The organism is uncultured Dokdonia sp. (assembly GCF_947492535.1).
GTDB lineage: Bacteria > Bacteroidota > Bacteroidia > Flavobacteriales > Flavobacteriaceae > Dokdonia.
In genome coordinates this window covers 1-16,972 of the sequence record NZ_CANLNH010000028.1, presented here as the reverse complement: position 1 = coordinate 16,972, position 16,972 = coordinate 1, and the positions used below count along the sequence as shown (strand labels likewise).

Annotated in this window: 16 protein-coding genes; 7 read left to right on the top strand and 9 right to left on the bottom strand. The window is 33.7% G+C overall.

The window, feature by feature from the left end:
* Positions 1-206 precede the first annotated feature (206 nt).
* Positions 207-593, bottom strand: coding sequence for a DUF1573 domain-containing protein (locus Q1A60_RS21245; RefSeq protein ID WP_299769995.1), 387 nt, complete (start codon positions 591-593; stop codon positions 207-209).
* A gap of 180 nt (positions 594-773) precedes the next feature.
* On the opposite strand from Q1A60_RS21245, the gene Q1A60_RS21240 reads away from it, so the two are divergent.
* The gene (locus Q1A60_RS21240; protein WP_299769999.1) at positions 774-3,407 is read left to right on the top strand and encodes a valine--tRNA ligase; all 2,634 of its coding nucleotides are present in this window, start codon (positions 774-776) and stop codon (positions 3,405-3,407) included.
* Between the two features lie 72 nt (positions 3,408-3,479).
* Here the strand turns inward: Q1A60_RS21240 and Q1A60_RS21235 are convergent, their stop codons facing one another.
* The 6 genes from Q1A60_RS21235 to rsfS form a co-directional block, all read right to left on the bottom strand.
* A complete protein-coding gene (locus Q1A60_RS21235; protein ID WP_299770002.1) occupies positions 3,480-3,743 on the bottom strand; it encodes an acyl-CoA-binding protein in 264 nt (87 codons plus the stop codon).
* Positions 3,743-4,393 carry a phosphatidylserine decarboxylase family protein gene (locus Q1A60_RS21230; protein WP_299770005.1) on the bottom strand — a complete coding sequence of 217 codons (651 nt, stop codon included), beginning with the start codon at positions 4,391-4,393 and terminating at the stop codon, positions 3,743-3,745. Before Q1A60_RS21230 ends, Q1A60_RS21235 begins: the two co-directional genes overlap by 1 nt.
* Positions 4,383-5,186 carry a phosphatidate cytidylyltransferase gene (locus Q1A60_RS21225; RefSeq protein ID WP_299770008.1) on the bottom strand — a complete coding sequence of 268 codons (804 nt, stop codon included), beginning with the start codon at positions 5,184-5,186 and terminating at the stop codon, positions 4,383-4,385. Before Q1A60_RS21225 ends, Q1A60_RS21230 begins: the two co-directional genes overlap by 11 nt.
* 1 nt (position 5,187) lies before the next feature.
* Entirely contained in the window at positions 5,188-5,802 is a 615-nt protein-coding gene (locus tag Q1A60_RS21220) for an LUD domain-containing protein (RefSeq protein ID WP_299770011.1), read from the bottom strand.
* Positions 5,803-5,901: 99 nt separating this feature from the next.
* Positions 5,902-7,845: an ATP-dependent zinc metalloprotease FtsH gene (ftsH, locus tag Q1A60_RS21215; protein WP_299770014.1), complete on the bottom strand. Its 1,944-nt coding sequence runs from the start codon at positions 7,843-7,845 to the stop codon at positions 5,902-5,904.
* 14 nt (positions 7,846-7,859) lie between these two features.
* Entirely contained in the window at positions 7,860-8,231 is a 372-nt protein-coding gene (rsfS, locus tag Q1A60_RS21210; RefSeq protein WP_299770017.1) for a ribosome silencing factor, read from the bottom strand.
* An 84-nt stretch (positions 8,232-8,315) separates the two neighbouring features.
* On the opposite strand from rsfS, the gene Q1A60_RS21205 reads away from it, so the two are divergent.
* From Q1A60_RS21205 to Q1A60_RS21190, 4 genes are all read left to right on the top strand, one after another.
* Positions 8,316-9,047: a biotin--[acetyl-CoA-carboxylase] ligase gene (locus Q1A60_RS21205; protein ID WP_299770020.1), complete on the top strand. Its 732-nt coding sequence runs from the start codon at positions 8,316-8,318 to the stop codon at positions 9,045-9,047.
* A gap of 72 nt (positions 9,048-9,119) precedes the next feature.
* Positions 9,120-9,992 (top strand): lipoyl synthase, encoded by an 873-nt coding sequence (lipA, locus tag Q1A60_RS21200; protein ID WP_299770023.1) that lies wholly within the window; start codon positions 9,120-9,122, stop codon positions 9,990-9,992.
* Positions 9,993-9,998: 6 nt separating this feature from the next.
* Entirely contained in the window at positions 9,999-11,015 is a 1,017-nt protein-coding gene (gene gap / locus Q1A60_RS21195) for a type I glyceraldehyde-3-phosphate dehydrogenase (RefSeq protein ID WP_299770026.1), read from the top strand.
* 34 nt (positions 11,016-11,049) lie between these two features.
* Positions 11,050-13,269 carry a response regulator gene (locus Q1A60_RS21190; protein WP_299770029.1) on the top strand — a complete coding sequence of 740 codons (2,220 nt, stop codon included), beginning with the start codon at positions 11,050-11,052 and terminating at the stop codon, positions 13,267-13,269.
* Here the strand turns inward: Q1A60_RS21190 and lpxK are convergent.
* Positions 13,262-14,275, bottom strand: coding sequence for a tetraacyldisaccharide 4'-kinase (lpxK, locus tag Q1A60_RS21185; protein WP_299770032.1), 1,014 nt, complete (start codon positions 14,273-14,275; stop codon positions 13,262-13,264). The genes Q1A60_RS21190 and lpxK overlap by 8 nt on opposite strands.
* Positions 14,276-14,322: 47 nt before the next feature.
* Here lpxK and Q1A60_RS21180 point away from each other — a divergent pair, with 47 nt between their 5' ends.
* Both Q1A60_RS21180 and Q1A60_RS21175 read left to right on the top strand, forming a co-directional pair.
* Complete coding sequence (locus Q1A60_RS21180) at positions 14,323-15,417, top strand: Nif3-like dinuclear metal center hexameric protein (RefSeq protein ID WP_299770035.1); 1,095 nt, start codon at positions 14,323-14,325, stop codon at positions 15,415-15,417.
* Positions 15,418-15,420: 3 nt separating this feature from the next.
* Positions 15,421-16,200, top strand: a complete 780-nt coding sequence (locus Q1A60_RS21175) for a C4-type zinc ribbon domain-containing protein (RefSeq protein WP_299770039.1) — start codon at positions 15,421-15,423, stop codon at positions 16,198-16,200.
* 271 nt (positions 16,201-16,471) lie between these two features.
* On the opposite strand, the gene Q1A60_RS21170 is transcribed toward Q1A60_RS21175, so the two are convergent.
* Positions 16,472-16,972 (bottom strand): T9SS type A sorting domain-containing protein (locus Q1A60_RS21170; protein ID WP_299770042.1); only part of this gene is annotated, 501 nt, incomplete at its 5' end.

Sequence of the window (16,972 nt, the reverse complement as noted above, 5' to 3'; positions counted from 1 at the left end):
TGACAACAAACCCAATTCTACTTCTTCAACTAATTGAAGCTTAAAAGAGAGGGAGTAATCTTTTTGAGTGCGTTTGAAAATCCCTGTGTTTACTGATGTTTTCATTACACTAAAGTTTTAGTGTATCGATATTTCAGGACGAGACACTATTTAGAAACAAAAAAGCCACTCAATGAGTGGCTTTTTTTAAATAAAATTGTAAATCATTATTTACCCGCTTGCGGTTTTACAACTCCTTTAATAGTCAATTTATAAGGAATTTCAGAAGCATTCGAATATACATTAATTGTTCTACGTATAATACCAGCACGCTTTGTATCATACTTTACTTCGATCACGCCTGTCTCTCCAGGCTGAATAGGCTCTTCTGGCTTTTTAGGAATTGTACATCCACATGTTGAATATACACGAGCTATAATAAGCACGTCATCTCCTGTATTTGTAAATTTAAATTCACGTACGCCATCTGATCCATAATCTACCTCTCCATAATCTACGACATCACTTTCAAAAGTGATTGCGGCTTTTTTCTCTTGGGCTGTTACGGTCATAGTCATAAGACCTACAAACAGCAATAACATTAGTTTTTTCATAATTTCCAATATTTGAGGACGCTAAAAATAGTTAGAATTAAGACCGTTACCAAAAAATGATATCAACAATCTACTGATACGACTGAATATATTTATCATTAAAAAAACGTATCACACTATTTATTAATCCTACTGTTATCAGTACTTTTGCTGATTAGTATTCAATAATCAGACCAAACTATGAGCATAGCTTCAAAATATGACGCTTCACAGGTAGAAGACAAGTGGTATAATTACTGGATGGAACATAATTATTTCCATTCAACACCCAATGAAAAGAAACCATATACTATTGTAATACCTCCTCCTAATGTCACTGGTGTATTACACATGGGACATATGCTTAATAATACCATTCAAGATGTATTAATACGACGCGCACGTCTTATTGGTCTAAACGCTTGTTGGGTACCAGGGACCGATCACGCTTCTATTGCTACTGAAGCTAAGGTAGTTGCAAAACTAGCAGCACAGGGCATTAAAAAATCTGATCTTACACGTGAGGAGTTTTTAAAACATGCCTGGGAATGGAAAGAAGAGTATGGTGGCGTTATTTTAGAACAGCTTAAAAAATTAGGAGCTTCTTGTGATTGGGAACGTACAAAGTTTACCATGGATCCAGATATGTCTGAGGCGGTTATCAAAACATTTGTAGATCTTTATAACAAAGGACAAATCTATAGAGGATACCGTATGGTAAATTGGGATCCTGAAGCAAAAACTACCCTTTCTGACGAAGAAGTTATTCATGAAGAAAGACAAGGAACTCTTTACTATCTTAATTATAAAATTGAAGGTTCTGAAGACTTCTTAACAATTGCTACGACACGTCCAGAGACTATTTTTGGCGATACTGCGATTTGTATTAATCCAAATGATGAACGTTTTACCCATCTAAAAGGGAAGAAAGCGATTGTTCCTATATGTGGTCGTGTGATTCCTATTATAGAAGATGAGTATGTAGATATAGAATTTGGAACAGGATGTTTAAAAGTAACACCTGCGCATGATGAGAATGACAAAGTACTAGGAGATAAACATAACTTAGACGTTATTGATATTTTTCATGAAGATGCCTCTCTTAATAGTTTTGGACTTCATTACGAAGGACAAGATCGATTTGAGTGTCGTAAGAACATTAAAAAAGAACTAGAAGAAAAAGGGCATCTTGTAAAAACAGAAACCCATATTAATAAAGTAGGAACTTCAGAGCGCACAAAAGCAGTGATAGAACCTAGACTTTCAGATCAATGGTTCCTTAAAATGGAAGATTTGGTAAAACCAGCTCTGAAGGCTGTTTTAGAAACAGGTGATGTCAAGTTATTTCCTAAAAAGTTTGAAAATACGTATCGTCATTGGATGGAAAACATTCGTGACTGGAATATCTCACGTCAATTATGGTGGGGGCAGCAAATTCCTGCATATTATTATGGAGACGGGAAAGAAGATTTTGTGGTAGCTGAAACGGCAGCGGAGGCGTTAACGCTTTCGCGAAAGCGTACTCAGAATGAAAACCTACAACTTAGTGACTTACGTCAAGACGAAGATGCACTAGACACCTGGTTTTCTTCTTGGTTATGGCCTATGAGTGTTTTTGATGGTGTACGTAATCCTGAAAACGAAGAGTTTAAGTACTACTACCCAACGAATGACCTCGTGACGGGTCCAGATATCTTATTTTTCTGGGTAGCTCGCATGGTTATTGCTGGATATGAATATACAGACCAACGTCCATTTGAAAATGTATATCTGACAGGCTTGGTACGTGATAAGCAACGTCGTAAAATGTCAAAACAGTTAGGAAACTCTCCTGATGCTTTAAAACTAATTAAAGAATATGGTGCCGATGGTGTACGTGTAGGACTTTTATTAAGTAGTGCTGCTGGAAATGATCTCATGTTTGATGAAGACCTCCTGAAACAAGGGAAAGGGTTAGTAACAAAAAACTTAAGTGCTTTTAGCCTCATAAAGGGGTGGGAAGTAGATGACACAATACCTCAACCTGCACATAGTGCTCTAGGATTAGAATGGTACACAAATCGTTTTAATGAAGCCTTAATTGAAATAGAAGATCACTTTTCAAAATATCGCATTTCTGATGCACTTATGACAACATATAAAGTAGTATGGAATGACTTCTGCGGTTGGTTATTGGAAATCATTAAGCCTGTGTATCAACAACCTATAGATCGCAAGACATATGATGCCGTAATAGTAGCTTTTGAAAATAATCTACGTATCCTACATCCGTTTGTTCCATTTGTATCAGAAGAGATTTGGCAAACCATTACAGATCGTACTCCTGATGAAGCATTGATCATTAATCACTGGCCAAAACAAGAAACGGTTAACGAACAAATCATTTCAGATTTTGAGTATGCGTCTCAGGTTATCTCTGGTATTAGAACAATACGTAAGAGCAAGAATATTGCATTTAAAGATGCAATAGAGCTACACGTTGTGAGTAATGAAGAAGTTTCTTCAGATTTTGACACTATTATTTCTAAACTGGGTAATGTATCTGAGATTGCTTTCGCGAAAGCGCCCTTAGACGGAGCTTTATCGTTTAGAGTAAAATCTAACGAATACTTTATCCCTCTTGCTGGAGCTATAGATGTAGAAGCCGAAATAGCCAAAATCGAAGAGGAATTAAAATACACAAAAGGATTCTTACAATCTGTTTCTAAAAAACTAAGCAACGAGCGTTTTGTAAATAATGCTCCTGAAAAAGTAGTTGCTATTGAAAAACAAAAGCAAGCTGACGCAGAAGTCAAGATTGAAACTTTAGAGAAAAGATTGAAGAGTTTATCCTAAGTTCTATACGTAATACCAAAAAAATGCGCTTATAAATAAGCGCATTTTTTTATACAATCAAATTCTAATTTTTTACTTTATATATTTATTTGCCTCTTCTATATAGGCCTCTTTAGCCTCGTCGCTCGTTAATCCTTTTACTTGTAATAATGCATTCATCTTGAAGGCACTTACTAATTCGTGTTCTCCTTTTTGATAACTAAAAGAGTTTTCCTGCGTAGCTTGTTTGTAGAGTGCATAAAACCGCAATAATACATCAGGAGGGAATGCTTGTTTAGCCTCACCCACTCTTTTAAAAGCGTCCCAAAAAGCGGTATGGAGCGCTTCATTTTCCATTATACCGTTGCGATTATTGATGATGCTCCTTTTACTTTTTGATTTAAGGCTACAGCAATTTTGGTCCCTACAGGAAGATAAATATCAACACGAGATCCAAATTTGATAAAGCCACTTTCACCTCCTTGCGCTACAGCATCTCCTTCTTCGGCATAATTCACAATACGTTTAGCAAGAGCTCCTGCTATTTGTCTATGCATTACTTCTCCAAATTTTTCTGTTTTTACAACAACTGTAGTTCGTTCATTTTCTTCACTTGCTTTAGGATGCCAAGCTACTAAGTATTTTCCTGGATGATATTTACTAAACGTAACTTCACCTGCTCCTGGGTATCGCGTCACGTGAACATTAAGTGGAGACATAAAAACTGATACCTGTAGACGTTTATCTTTAAAATATTCTTTTTCAAATACTTCTTCTATCACAACGACCTTCCCATCTACTGGAGATACAATAACTCCAGCATCATTAGGAGCAATACGACTAGGGTTTCTAAAGAACTGGAGAATAAGAATAAGTAATACAATTAGTGTAGCGGCTATCAAATAGAATAACCATCCTTTTTCTAAAAATCTATTTGCAGTTAATAGACCAATGGTAAAAAGACCTAATGCAATAGCGATAATTTTACTTCCTTCTTTATGAAACATAATCTAATACTATTAAAAACAAATAAATAAATGGACTTGCAAAAATGATACTATCTAATCTATCATATATCCCTCCATGACCTGGCATTAACTGTCCACTATCCTTAACGCCTGCCTGTCTTTTTAATTGTGACTGTATCAAATCTCCTAATGTTCCAAATACTGAGGTCACTACAGCTACAGTCATCCACAACTGAATACTTAAAAGTCCAGTAAATTTATAAATAAAAACACTAGCAATACAAGAAAACACAAGTCCTCCTAAAAACCCTTCTATTGTTTTTTTAGGAGATATACGTTCCAAAAGCTTATGCTTTCCTATGCTCTTACCAACGATAAAAGCAAATGTATCATTAATCCATATCAAAGCAAATACACTTGCTACTAAATATGACGTATATTCTCCTTTATATGAAGGCAATAGGATTGTAAACATAAAACCACCTATGATATAGAAAAGGAGGTATATATATTTTTGAGCTATTGTAATATAACGTTCTGATGGTCTTATTAAATTTTTAATAAGATATAAGTTGGTCATAATCGTAATAGCCAGAAAAACAAGAGTTACACCTTTAAATAATTTATAATAACAAAAAACGAGTGTTACAGCGATTAAAAGAAGATATGGCAGATATGACTTTATTTGAACAAGTTTTAAAAACTCAAACAAACACATTGCTCCAAAAACCAAAATTAATACTAGGTATATATTTTCCAATGAAAATATAGCAAGCAACAAAAATGCAACATACAATAATCCAGAAAGTGCCCTTATAAAAACTTCGCGCATATTACAAATCTTCTAACAGTAGCAAATATAAATTTTTTGTACTGCTTCCATAAGACATAAAGTCTTTTTCATCTTCATCTGTTTCAAAATGCTTTATTGTTGTGATATTACTGGGAATATTTCCTTTATTTTTATTTTTAATAAGTCGCAATCCTTCCCCAATATTATTTACTATTTGACTTGTTGTTGCAAACACAATCATAGATTTGGGAAACTCCTGAAGCTTTAATTCTTTTAATTGATGTGAACTCACAAGTATAGAACCATTGTCAGCAATAAGACTCTCACATGTTGTTAAAAAGAACGCAGCATCTCTATTTTGGGTAAATTTAAGATTATAGCCTTTGAAAATATCTTCTAATTGTTGATCAAAACAGAATGCATTTTGCTCATACCAATCATTTTCCAGTAAGATATCATCAAAATTTTCCTTAAGCTCTTCTAAATTAACAGCATATAAAAACTTACCGCCATTAAGGATAAAGTTCTTTGTAAAACGCTCATCCGCAGGTGTGTGAACATCGGGCATATACTTGCTCCTCCCGTCGTGATTTTTATCGGGACGGGGGGTGTCTGATTTAGATTCTTTTTTAAATAACTTTCTAAATAGACTCATGGTGAGATTTAGATTCGAGCGTACAAGTTCTTCAAATATAAAAAAACTTGATTTAACCATAAATTAAATCAAGTTTTAATTCTATTAATAAATAAAAGTTTATGCTATTACTTCAACATCTTCTTTCTTTCCAAATGGTCTATCTCCGAAAATCTCTAATAGATTATCTTTAAAAATGACTTCTTTTTCTAAAAGTAGATCCGCCAACTGGCTTAATTTTTCTTTATTTTCTTTCAGTAAATCAATAGCTCTTTGATATTGCTCTTCTATAATAGCAGAGATCTCTTTATCTATTAATTCGGCTGTTTTTTCACTATAGGGCTTACTAAAGTTATATTCAGACTGACCTGAAGAATCATAATACGTAAGATTCCCTATTTTATTATTAAGTCCGTATACAGTAACCATCATACGAGCTTGCTTTGTTACTTTTTCAAGATCACTAAGGGCTCCTGTAGATATTTCATTAAAGATTACTTCTTCAGCAGCTCTTCCTCCTAAAGCCGCACACATTTCATCTAGCATTTGCTTAGGACGAACAATGAGACGTTCTTCAGGAAGATACCAAGCAGCTCCTAAAGATTGTCCTCTAGGAACGATCGTTACTTTGACAAGAGGTGCCGCGTGTTCTAACATCCAGCTTACAGTTGCATGACCAGCTTCATGGTATGCAATTGCTTTTTTCTCATCTGGAGTAATGATCTTATTTTTCTTTTCAAGTCCTCCTACGATTCTATCTACTGCATCTAAGAAGTCTTGCTTCCCAACAGCTTTATTTCCTTTACGAGCTGCAATTAAAGCAGCTTCATTACAAACATTTGCTATATCTGCTCCTGAAAAACCTGGTGTTTGTTTTGCTAAGAAATCAATATCTAACTCGTTATCAATTTTCTTTAAAGGACGTAAATGCACTTCAAAGATTTCTTTACGCTCTCTAACATCTGGAAGGTCTACATAAATTTGTCTATCAAATCGACCTGCTCTCATGAGTGCTTTATCAAGTACATCTGCTCGGTTGGTTGCTGCTAATACAATTACATTTGTATTAGTTCCAAAACCATCCATTTCTGTCAATAATTGATTTAGTGTATTTTCTCTTTCATCATTTGAGCCTGAAAAATTATTTTTCCCACGAGCTCTACCAATAGCATCTATCTCATCTATAAAAATAATTGCTGGCGATTTTTCTTTAGCTTGCTTAAACAAATCTCTTACACGAGAAGCTCCTACTCCAACAAACATCTCTACAAAATCAGAACCTGAAAGAGAGAAAAATGGAACTTTTGCTTCTCCAGCCACTGCCTTTGCAAGTAATGTTTTACCTGTACCTGGTTGCCCTACAAGCAATGCTCCTTTTGGAATCTTACCTCCTAGACTCGTGTATTTTTCTGGATTTTTAAGAAAATCAACAATTTCTTGTACCTCTTCCTTTGCTCCTTCTAATCCAGCCACATCTTTAAAAGAAGTCTTAACATCTGTTTTTTCATCAAAAAGCTTCGCCTTTGATTTTCCGATATTAAAAATCTGACCTCCTGGACCACCACCAGAACCCGCAGACATACGTCTCATTATAAATATCCAAATAGCGATAATTAAGATGATAGGAAAGAAACTAATAAGCATCTGCCAAATATCTCCTTCTGTTTTATATTTGACTTCTGTTTGTAAATTATTAGAAGTAATCACAGAATTTATTTTATTCTCAAAGTTCTGTAAATCTCCAAATTGGAATTTATAATCTGCTGCACCTGGTGAAGACTTAATGAAAGAACCGCCTCTATTACTATGAACCTCTTTTGCTTCAGCTTCTTTAGTTAAGTATACTTTTGCAACATTTTCATTAACAATCTCAACACGTTCTATATCACCATCTTTCAGAAACTCATTAAACTTATATAGAGATGTTTCTTTTGGCTCATTGAATCCATTACCGCCACTAAACATACTAATAGCAATAAAAATGACTATAATTAATCCATAAATCCAGTAATTGCTAAATTTAGGTTTATTAGTCGGAGGGGTATTTTTTGTTTCTTTAGACATTCACTACTTTTTTATTAATAACTAGTTGCTATAGAAGTGATCTTTGCATCACCCCATAGACTTTCTATATCGTAAAACTCTCTTATGTGTTTCTGGAATACGTGAACTACAATATTAACATAGTCCATAAGTACCCATTCAGAATTATCTAATCCTTCTACATGCCAAGGCTTTTCTTTTAATTCTTTACTAGCAATCTTTTGAATAGAATTTACTATCGCTGCTACTTGGGTGTTTGAAGTACCATTACAAATAACAAAATAATCACAAACCGTATTTTCAATATCCCTTAAATCAAGAATATCAATGTTTTGCCCTTTTACTTCCTCTATTCCTTCTATTATTTTTGCAATTAATTGATCTGCGCTCGTTTCCTTTTTTGCCATTAAATCCTTTTATTTACACAAAGTTATTACAAATTTACGTTTATCAACCTTCTTAACATAAGTTTAAATAACATAAAAACTTATATGCGTATAGTCAAACTTCATACCACCGATTCAACAAATGACTATCTAAAGTCATTAGCAAAGGAAGAAAATCTTGAAGAAGATACTGTAGTGTGGGCCTTAGAGCAAACTAATGGACGTGGACAAATGGGGACCAAATGGTCTACTACCCCTAGTAAAAACCTAACATTCAGTGTTTTTAGAAAAGTTCAACAAATCACTATTGATCAACAGTTTTATGCATTAATGGCAGCATCATTAGCTGTAAAAGATGTTTTAAAAAAATTATTGATAAAAAATGTGAGTGTAAAATGGCCTAACGACATATTGTCAGACAAGAAAAAAATATGTGGCATTCTTATAGAAAATGTCATAAAAAAAGGTGAATTAAATGCCATGGTCATTGGTGTAGGGTTAAATGTCAATCAAACTGTTTGGGAAAATGTACCAAGAGCAACTTCTATAAAAACACAAACAGGAATACATTTTGACATACAAGAAATATTAAATATGCTTCTTGAACAATTTCATTTTTATGTAAAAATGTTACTTGATGGAGATTTAGAAAAAATCAAAGAAAATTATGAAACTCATCTTTTTAGAAAAGACAAACCTTCTACTTTTTTAAATGCAAACAAAGAGCAATTTGTAGGTATTATTCAGGGAGTTACAAATCAAGGAAAGCTTATTTTATTAGAAGAAGATAATGTTATTAATGAATATGATTTAAAAGAAATAGAATTGTGTTTTTAACGTTTGATTACCAAAGCAGGATACCTATCTAAAATTGTTTTATTCGTATCTTTGTTACTCTTTATATAAGCTATGCAAGAAGAAACATTAGTATCACCTGTTAGACAACCAAAACCTAAGTGGCTACGTGTAAAACTTCCTACAGGAAAAAAATACACAGAACTCAGAGGTCTTGTAGATAAATATGATTTACACACCATTTGTACTTCTGGAAGTTGTCCTAATATGGGAGAATGCTGGAGTGAAGGTACAGCTACCTTCATGATTTTAGGAAATATCTGTACGCGTTCTTGTGGTTTTTGTGGTGTAAAAACAGGCAGACCAGAGACCGTAGATTGGGAAGAACCTGAAAAAGTGGCAAGATCTATAAAATTGATGGCAATAAAGCACGCAGTGATCACTTCAGTAGATAGAGATGACCTTAAAGACATGGGAACTATCATTTGGGGAGAAACTGTTAAGGCTATACGTCGTATGAATCCTGAGACAACATTAGAAACATTAATTCCGGATTTTCAAGGAAGAGAAGATCTTCTTGATCGCATTATTGATGTACATCCAGAAGTAGTTTCTCATAATATGGAAACTGTAAAAAGATTGACTCGCGAAGTTCGTATCCAAGCAAAATATGAACGTAGTCTGGGGGTTCTAAAATATCTTAAAGACAACGGAATTACTAGAACAAAATCTGGTATTATGTTGGGACTTGGTGAAACCGAAGAAGAAGTCATTCAAACGCTAGAAGATTTACGATCTGTAAATTTGGATATCGTTACTATAGGTCAATATTTACAACCCTCTAAGAAGCATTTACCGGTAAAACAATTTATCACTCCAGATCAATTTAAAAAATACGAAGAGATCGGACTTAAAATGGGCTTTAGACATGTAGAAAGTGGTGCTCTTGTACGCTCTTCATACAAAGCTCAAAAGCATCTTACCTAATATCTTATGAGCACTATTAAAGTCGCTATTAATGGTTTTGGACGTATCGGTCGTAACCTTTTTAAACTACTTCATCATCATGAAAATATTGAGGTAGTTGCTATAAACGATCTAGCTGATGCACATACCTTAAGTCATTTATTAAAATTTGACAGTATTCATGGCATTTTTGATGCAGATATACGCTTTCGCGAAAGCGTACAAAACCCATCTACAATTACTGTGAATTCTAAAGAGATTCCCTTATTCAATAGCCCCGATATAAAGGAAATTCCTTGGCACACGGTAACACCCGATATTGTTATTGAAGCTACAGGCAAGTACAAAACAACACCTGAATTAGAACATCATATTAAAAATGGGGCAAAAAAAGTAATCTTAGCAGTCCCACCACAAGACGATCAGATAAAAATGGTTGTTTTAGGCGTAAATGATCATATTATAGAAAGCACAGATACCATTATTTCAAATGCATCATGCACTACAAATAATGCAGCTCCTATGATTAAAGTAATTGATGAGTTATGTGGTGTAGAACAAGCATACATCACGACTGTTCACTCATATACTACAGATCAGAGTCTTCATGATCAACCTCATAGAGATCTTCGTAGAGCGAGAGCGGCAGGACAAAGTATTGTACCTACAACTACAGGAGCAGCAAAAGCATTAACAAAGGTGTTTCCGCATCTTGCAAATGTTATAGGAGGTTGTGGCATTAGAGTACCAATAGCTAATGGCTCTCTTACGGATATCACTTTTAATGTAAAAAAAGACACTAGTATTGAAGTAATAAATAAGGCATTAGAAGAAGCGTCGCAAACACATTTAAAAGGAATCATTGAATATACTGATTTGCCCATAGTTTCTGTAGATATTATTGGCAATACACACTCTTGTGTTTTTGACTCTCAAATGACCTCTGTTATTGGAAAAATGGTCAAGATTATTGGCTGGTATGACAATGAAATAGGATATTCTAGTCGAATTATTGATTTAATTTTATTCATTAACAGGAAATAATATATATTCGTATTTGTTAAATGTAATCCTATATATGAGCAAATATTTAATTTGCATTCTACTCTTAACGCTTTGTATTCTTCCCACAACCCTTGTGGCACAAGAGGTAGACCTTGCTACCCAAAAGATTACAAACCAAAAAATTGACTCTTTACTTACTGTAGCTGCTACTGCTATTGAGAATAATGACTACAATACTTCTGCTCAAATTATGACTAGAGCTAGAATTTTAGCAGAAAAAACAAATAATAAAGGAAGAATAGGCCTTGCTTCTAGCGCATTGTCAAGATTATATCTTCTCACTGGAAATATAAAAAAGGCAAAAGAAGAAAATGATTTAGCTATCAAAATGCAACTTGGCTCTACAGATTATGAAGAAAATTTAGGCCAAAGTTATATCACTGCTGGAAAAATTGAACTTCAAGAAAGAAACTACCCACAAGCATCTGAATATTTTGAAAAAGCAAAAGAAATATTAAAAAATAAAAGGCGTCCAGAATTACTTTCTAAGGTATATTTAAATCAAGGAATTATTGCTCTCACAAAGAACAATCCTCAAAAAGCCGGTGAATTATTTGACTTGGCTATTTTACAAGCTAATGATGCTGGTAATAAATTTCTTGTTGCAAAAAGTAATATTCAAAAAGCAGAAGTTTTAATACTTCTAAAAAAAATCGATGAAGCTAGCATCGCTATAAATACGGCTCAAGAAATAAGTGTTTCTGAAAATTATCCTGCCCTTTTATCAGAGTCCTACAGGATAAGCAGCCATATTGCAAAAGAGCAAAATGACATCTCTAAAGCATATGACCATATCACACTTTATAATAGCTACATAGAAAAAAACAGAAAAAACAAAGAAGTACCCATTGTTATAGATCAGTTTAGCAATGATAAAGTATTAGGTAATCAATTAAAAAAAGATATCGAATTAGAAAGAGCTCGATCTGTAAAAGCTAATAGATTTATCACGGTATTAAGTATTGCCATGGTTACGATCTTGTCATTATTAATTTTGTCACTTTACAAAAACAATAATCTTAGGACTAAAGCAAACGAATTACTTCAAGCTAAAAACACTGAATTAATAGTTGCAAAGGATAATGCTGAAAAGGCTTCTATGGTGAAAGCCCAATTCTTATCTACTATTACGCATGAATTACGTACTCCTATGTACGCTGTAACAGGACTCACTCATTTACTATTAAGTGAAAACCCTACACCTGAACAAAAGAAACATCTAGACTCCCTTAAATTTTCTGGAGAGTATCTATTATCATTAATTAACAACATATTAGATCTTAATAAACTAGAAGCAAACAAAGTTGAAGTTGAACAAACTGCGTTCAATCTTAAGAAGCGTATTGAAGATGTGTTGTTTGCTTTAGGTAAATCTGCAAAAGACAAAGGAAACAAATTGAACTTTGAATTTGATCAAGATATTCCTGAAGAAGTTTTAGGAGATCCGCTTATGATTTCTCAAATACTCATTAACCTAGTAGGTAATGCGGTAAAATTTACACGCGATGGAAATGTAGATGTACGAGTTCAAAAAATACGACAAACAGAAACCGAAGCGTATTTACACTTTGAAGTTGAAGATACAGGAGAAGGTATTTCTAAAAAGAAACAAAAAAATATTTTCCAGAACTTCACTCAAGGGTCTGTTGCTATTAACAGAAAGTTTGGTGGTACAGGATTAGGACTATCTATCGTAAAGAACTTATTGGATTTATTAGGAAGTAAAGTGGAGTTAGAGAGTACGTTAGGAAAAGGTTCTACATTTTCTTTTGATATCAAATACAACCTAACTAAACAGGCAGGAGAAGAGTCAAATCCTCATAATATCATATATGATATTGATTATGTTGCTTTAGAAAACAGAAAGATTCTCGTTGTTGAAGACAATAAGATCAACCAAATGATCACACGCAAAATCTTAGAGAAAAACAAGATGCAATGTGATGTCGCAGATAATGGAGAGATCGCTGTAGAAAAAGCAAGAAGTCAAAATTTTGATCTTATCCTAATGGATATACACATGCCAGGTATAAGCGGTATAGAAGCTACAGAACAAATACGCCTCTTTGACAAAGAGATTCCTATCCTTGCATTAACCGCTGTGACTATAGATGAAAATATTGATGAATTCCATGAAGCTGGTTTTAATGATATTATTCCTAAACCCTATAAGGTAGAGGAATTCTTCCAAAAAATACACAACGGACTAAAACAAGCAAAAGTCTTTAATTAAAGTCTTTGACAAAATCCAATATCTGAGTATCAAACATTGCTTTGTCTTCTACAAATGAAGCCTCAATAGGAATATAATATAAATTCTTATGTTCTAGTAAAGGAAACAGACGCACATAATCCTTTTCTGTAGTAACTATAAAATCACATGTCTCTAAGGCTTTTATTTCGCTTAAAGCGAAATTATGATGATCTCCATACACTTTGTGTTCAAAGTCCAAAGCTAAGTCGTTAAGATGACCTACTAGCGGTTTAGGATTTGCTATTCCAGTCACCAACGTAAATTTCTTGTTTTTCAATTCTGAAATTGATAATTGACAATGATTAGACATTAGCTCGGTATTATAACTAATGGTTGTAAAATATACTTTCTGAAAGGGTAATGGATTTATTTTTTTTATAATATAATTCCTCACCGATTGAGAAATATCTGATGGACATTTTGTCACTATGATTATTTGTGCTCTATGAGCTCCTTTTCTAGATTCCCTAAGATTTCCTGCGGGTAATAAGAAATCATCTGTATATAAATCATCATATGCTGTAAGCAAAATTTGAAAACCTGCTTTCACCTTTCTATGCTGGTAGGCATCATCAAGAATAATCGTTTCTAAGGGAGGATCTATTTGCAAAAGCATTCCAATACCCGATTGCCGATCTTCACATACCGATACAATAATATCTTTAAATTTACGAGCGAATTGCAGCGGTTCATCTCCAACATTTTCTGCAAGACTCTCTGAAGTTACTTGAAAATACCCTTTGGTTTTTCTTCCATACCCCCTACTTAACGTAGCGACCTTGTAATGATCTTTTAAAAGACCTATAAGATATTCGGTCATTGGGCTTTTTCCTGTACCGCCTGTATTTAAATTCCCTACACAGATAACAGGCACTTGATATTCTTTATATGAAAAATACCCTTTATCATACGCCTTATTTCGTAATAAGGTGACCATATAATAGAGTCCAGCAAAAGGAAATAAGATTTTACGTAGCTGTTTCATAAAGGACGAAGGTATAATTTTTATCTTTACTTTTTTAAGATACGATTATGACTATACGTGATGTAACTAATATACTTGAAGAATGGGCACCACTACCCTATGCTGAAGATTTTGATAATGTTGGGCTGCTTGTGGGCAACGCTACTTCAAAAGTAACTAATATACTAGTAACGCATGATGCATTAGAACATGTAGTTCAAGAAGCTATTGATGAGAATTGTAATCTTATTGTTTGTTTCCATCCTATTTTATTTTCAGGAATAAAAAGAATAACAGGTGCTAATTATGTTGAAAAAGCAATTATAAAAGCAATTAAGAATGATATTGCTATTTATGCATTACATACAGCCTTAGATAATGTTTCTTATGGTGTAAATTATGGAATGGCAAAAGCATTAGACCTGGCAGACACACAAATACTTATTCCAAAAAAAGAGCATATCAGAAAATTAGTTACCTATGTTCCTCATCATTCTTTAGAGGATATAAAGGAAGTTCTTTTTAAAGCTGGAGCTGGACAAATAGGAAATTATGATCAATGTAGTTTTGGGGTTTCAGGAGAAGGCACTTTTCGCGCAAGCAAAAATGCAAATCCAACCATTGGGTCTATAGGAGTACAACATAAAGAACCAGAAACTCAACTTCACGTAACCTATGAAAAACACCATGAGGCTACTATTTTAAAAGCATTGTTTTCGAATCATCCATATGAAGAAGTCGCTTATGAAATAACGACGCTTCAAAATAATCTTCAAAATGTAGGGTTAGGTATGATAGGCACTCTTAAAGAACCTATTTCTGAAATCGATTTTTTAAAACACGTTAAAGAAACATTTAAATCAGGAGGAATTAGACATTCTGAATTCCTAAACAAACCTATTAAAAAAGTAGCTGTTTTAGGAGGTAGTGGTGCTTTTGGAATATCACAAGCGATTCGAAGCGGTGCTGACATTTATATAACTGCAGATTTAAAATATCACGATTATTATAAAGCTGAAAAACGAATTTTATTAGCTGATATTGGCCACTTTGAGAGTGAACGCTTTACAAAAAACATTATAGCCGACTATCTTACAGAAAAAATTCGTAATTTTGCAGTCGTTTTATCTAAAGAAAATACCAATCCCATCAACTATTTATAAAGTATGGCAAAGAAAAAGGAATCAACTGTCGAAGAGAAGCTAAGAGCTTTGTATGATTTACAACTTATAGATTCTAGAATAGATCAAATACGTAATGTAAGAGGTGAATTACCTTTAGAAGTCGAAGATCTTGAAGATGAGGTTGCTGGTCTGAACAAACGTATTGAAAAATTGGATAATGAACTATCCCTTATAGAAGATCAAATCAAAGCAAAGAAAATTCAAATAGAAGAATCTAAAGCTTCGATCAAGAAATATTCTGAGCAACAAAAGAACGTACGAAACAATCGTGAGTTTAATGCCCTTACTAAGGAAGTTGAATTTCAAGAATTAGAAATTCAGCTTGCAGAAAAGAATATTCGTGAATTTAAAGCTCAAATAGAGCAAAAGAACGAAGTTATTTCTACTACTAAAGAACGCTTAGGAGAACGCGAGAAGCACCTTAAACACAAAAAAGGTGAACTAGATGCAATCCTAGCAGAAACTGAAAAAGAAGAGAAAGCACTTATTAAGAAAAGTGACGACTTTGAAAAAGAAATAGACGAACGTTTAGTAAAAGCATATAAGCGTATACGTTCAAATGTACGTAACGGTCTTGCTGTTGTAGCTATAGAACGTGGAGCATCTGGCGGATCATTCTTTACAATTCCACCACAGGTTCAAGTAGAGATCGCTAGTCGTAAAAAAATTATTACTGATGAGCATAGTGGGCGTATCTTAGTAGATAGCGTACTTGCTACTGAAGAACAACAAAAAATGGAATCTTTATTTAAATCTATCTAATAAAGCATCTATTTATCATTTAAAAGCGTTTAGAATATAAGTTCTAAACGCTTTTTTTATTCTATACATTCCATTTTTATATAAGTAAATAATCTTCGAGGTAAGCCTATGTGGTATTCAACGAATTTCCCGTTTTAAAACTATTTAATTCTATACGCTTTCGCGAACTTACATTTCGGTAGGTAGTAGCGTACAAAACCAATTTTCTATAAAAACAAAGAAGCCTCTGCAATAGAGGCTTCTTTGTCTATGCATACATAAATGCAATGCGTTAGTGAATAATTAATTTTTCTGCAAATGATCTCGTGTCGGTTTCTAAACGAAGGATATAAGGTCCTTTGCTTATGTTCGATACTGGTAGTTGTATTGTACCTGTTCCAGCTTCTGGTTTCCATTGTTGTATTACTTGACCAAGCATAGAGTACAATGTAGCATTGTTTACATTATTACGTTCATTCTTAGTAATCGTAATATACTTCCCTTGCGAATTAAAGCTTACAGTAATACTATGAAGGTCTGTTCCCTCTTCTAAAGACACATTTTCTTCTTGTACTGCGATATCTGTATCCTGTTCGTCAGCTTCTGTTTCTGTAGAAGTATCTTCTTCTTCAGTATCTGTTCCAGAAGTACCATCTCCTTCTTCAGTATCAGTTGTGTCAGTCTCTTCTTCTGTTTCCTCTCCTTCAGTATCTGTCTCTGTCTCTGTCTCTTCACCAGTACCAGTCGTTTCTTCTTCCTCTTCTTCTTCCCATTCTCCAGAAGTCTCTTCACC

Coding starts and splice junctions, on each gene's coding strand:
- Q1A60_RS21245 (WP_299769995.1), bottom strand. CDS start 593: ATGAAAAAACTAATGTTATTGCTGTTTGTAGGTCTTATGACTATGACC.
- Q1A60_RS21240 (WP_299769999.1), top strand. CDS start 774: ATGAGCATAGCTTCAAAATATGACGCTTCACAGGTAGAAGACAAGTGG.
- Q1A60_RS21235 (WP_299770002.1), bottom strand. CDS start 3,743: ATGGAAAATGAAGCGCTCCATACCGCTTTTTGGGACGCTTTTAAAAGA.
- Q1A60_RS21230 (WP_299770005.1), bottom strand. CDS start 4,393: ATGTTTCATAAAGAAGGAAGTAAAATTATCGCTATTGCATTAGGTCTT.
- Q1A60_RS21225 (WP_299770008.1), bottom strand. CDS start 5,186: ATGCGCGAAGTTTTTATAAGGGCACTTTCTGGATTATTGTATGTTGCA.
- Q1A60_RS21220 (WP_299770011.1), bottom strand. CDS start 5,802: ATGAGTCTATTTAGAAAGTTATTTAAAAAAGAATCTAAATCAGACACC.
- ftsH (WP_299770014.1), bottom strand. CDS start 7,845: ATGTCTAAAGAAACAAAAAATACCCCTCCGACTAATAAACCTAAATTT.
- rsfS (WP_299770017.1), bottom strand. CDS start 8,231: ATGGCAAAAAAGGAAACGAGCGCAGATCAATTAATTGCAAAAATAATA.
- Q1A60_RS21205 (WP_299770020.1), top strand. CDS start 8,316: ATGCGTATAGTCAAACTTCATACCACCGATTCAACAAATGACTATCTA.
- lipA (WP_299770023.1), top strand. CDS start 9,120: ATGCAAGAAGAAACATTAGTATCACCTGTTAGACAACCAAAACCTAAG.
- gap (WP_299770026.1), top strand. CDS start 9,999: ATGAGCACTATTAAAGTCGCTATTAATGGTTTTGGACGTATCGGTCGT.
- Q1A60_RS21190 (WP_299770029.1), top strand. CDS start 11,050: ATGAGCAAATATTTAATTTGCATTCTACTCTTAACGCTTTGTATTCTT.
- lpxK (WP_299770032.1), bottom strand. CDS start 14,275: ATGAAACAGCTACGTAAAATCTTATTTCCTTTTGCTGGACTCTATTAT.
- Q1A60_RS21180 (WP_299770035.1), top strand. CDS start 14,323: ATGACTATACGTGATGTAACTAATATACTTGAAGAATGGGCACCACTA.
- Q1A60_RS21175 (WP_299770039.1), top strand. CDS start 15,421: ATGGCAAAGAAAAAGGAATCAACTGTCGAAGAGAAGCTAAGAGCTTTG.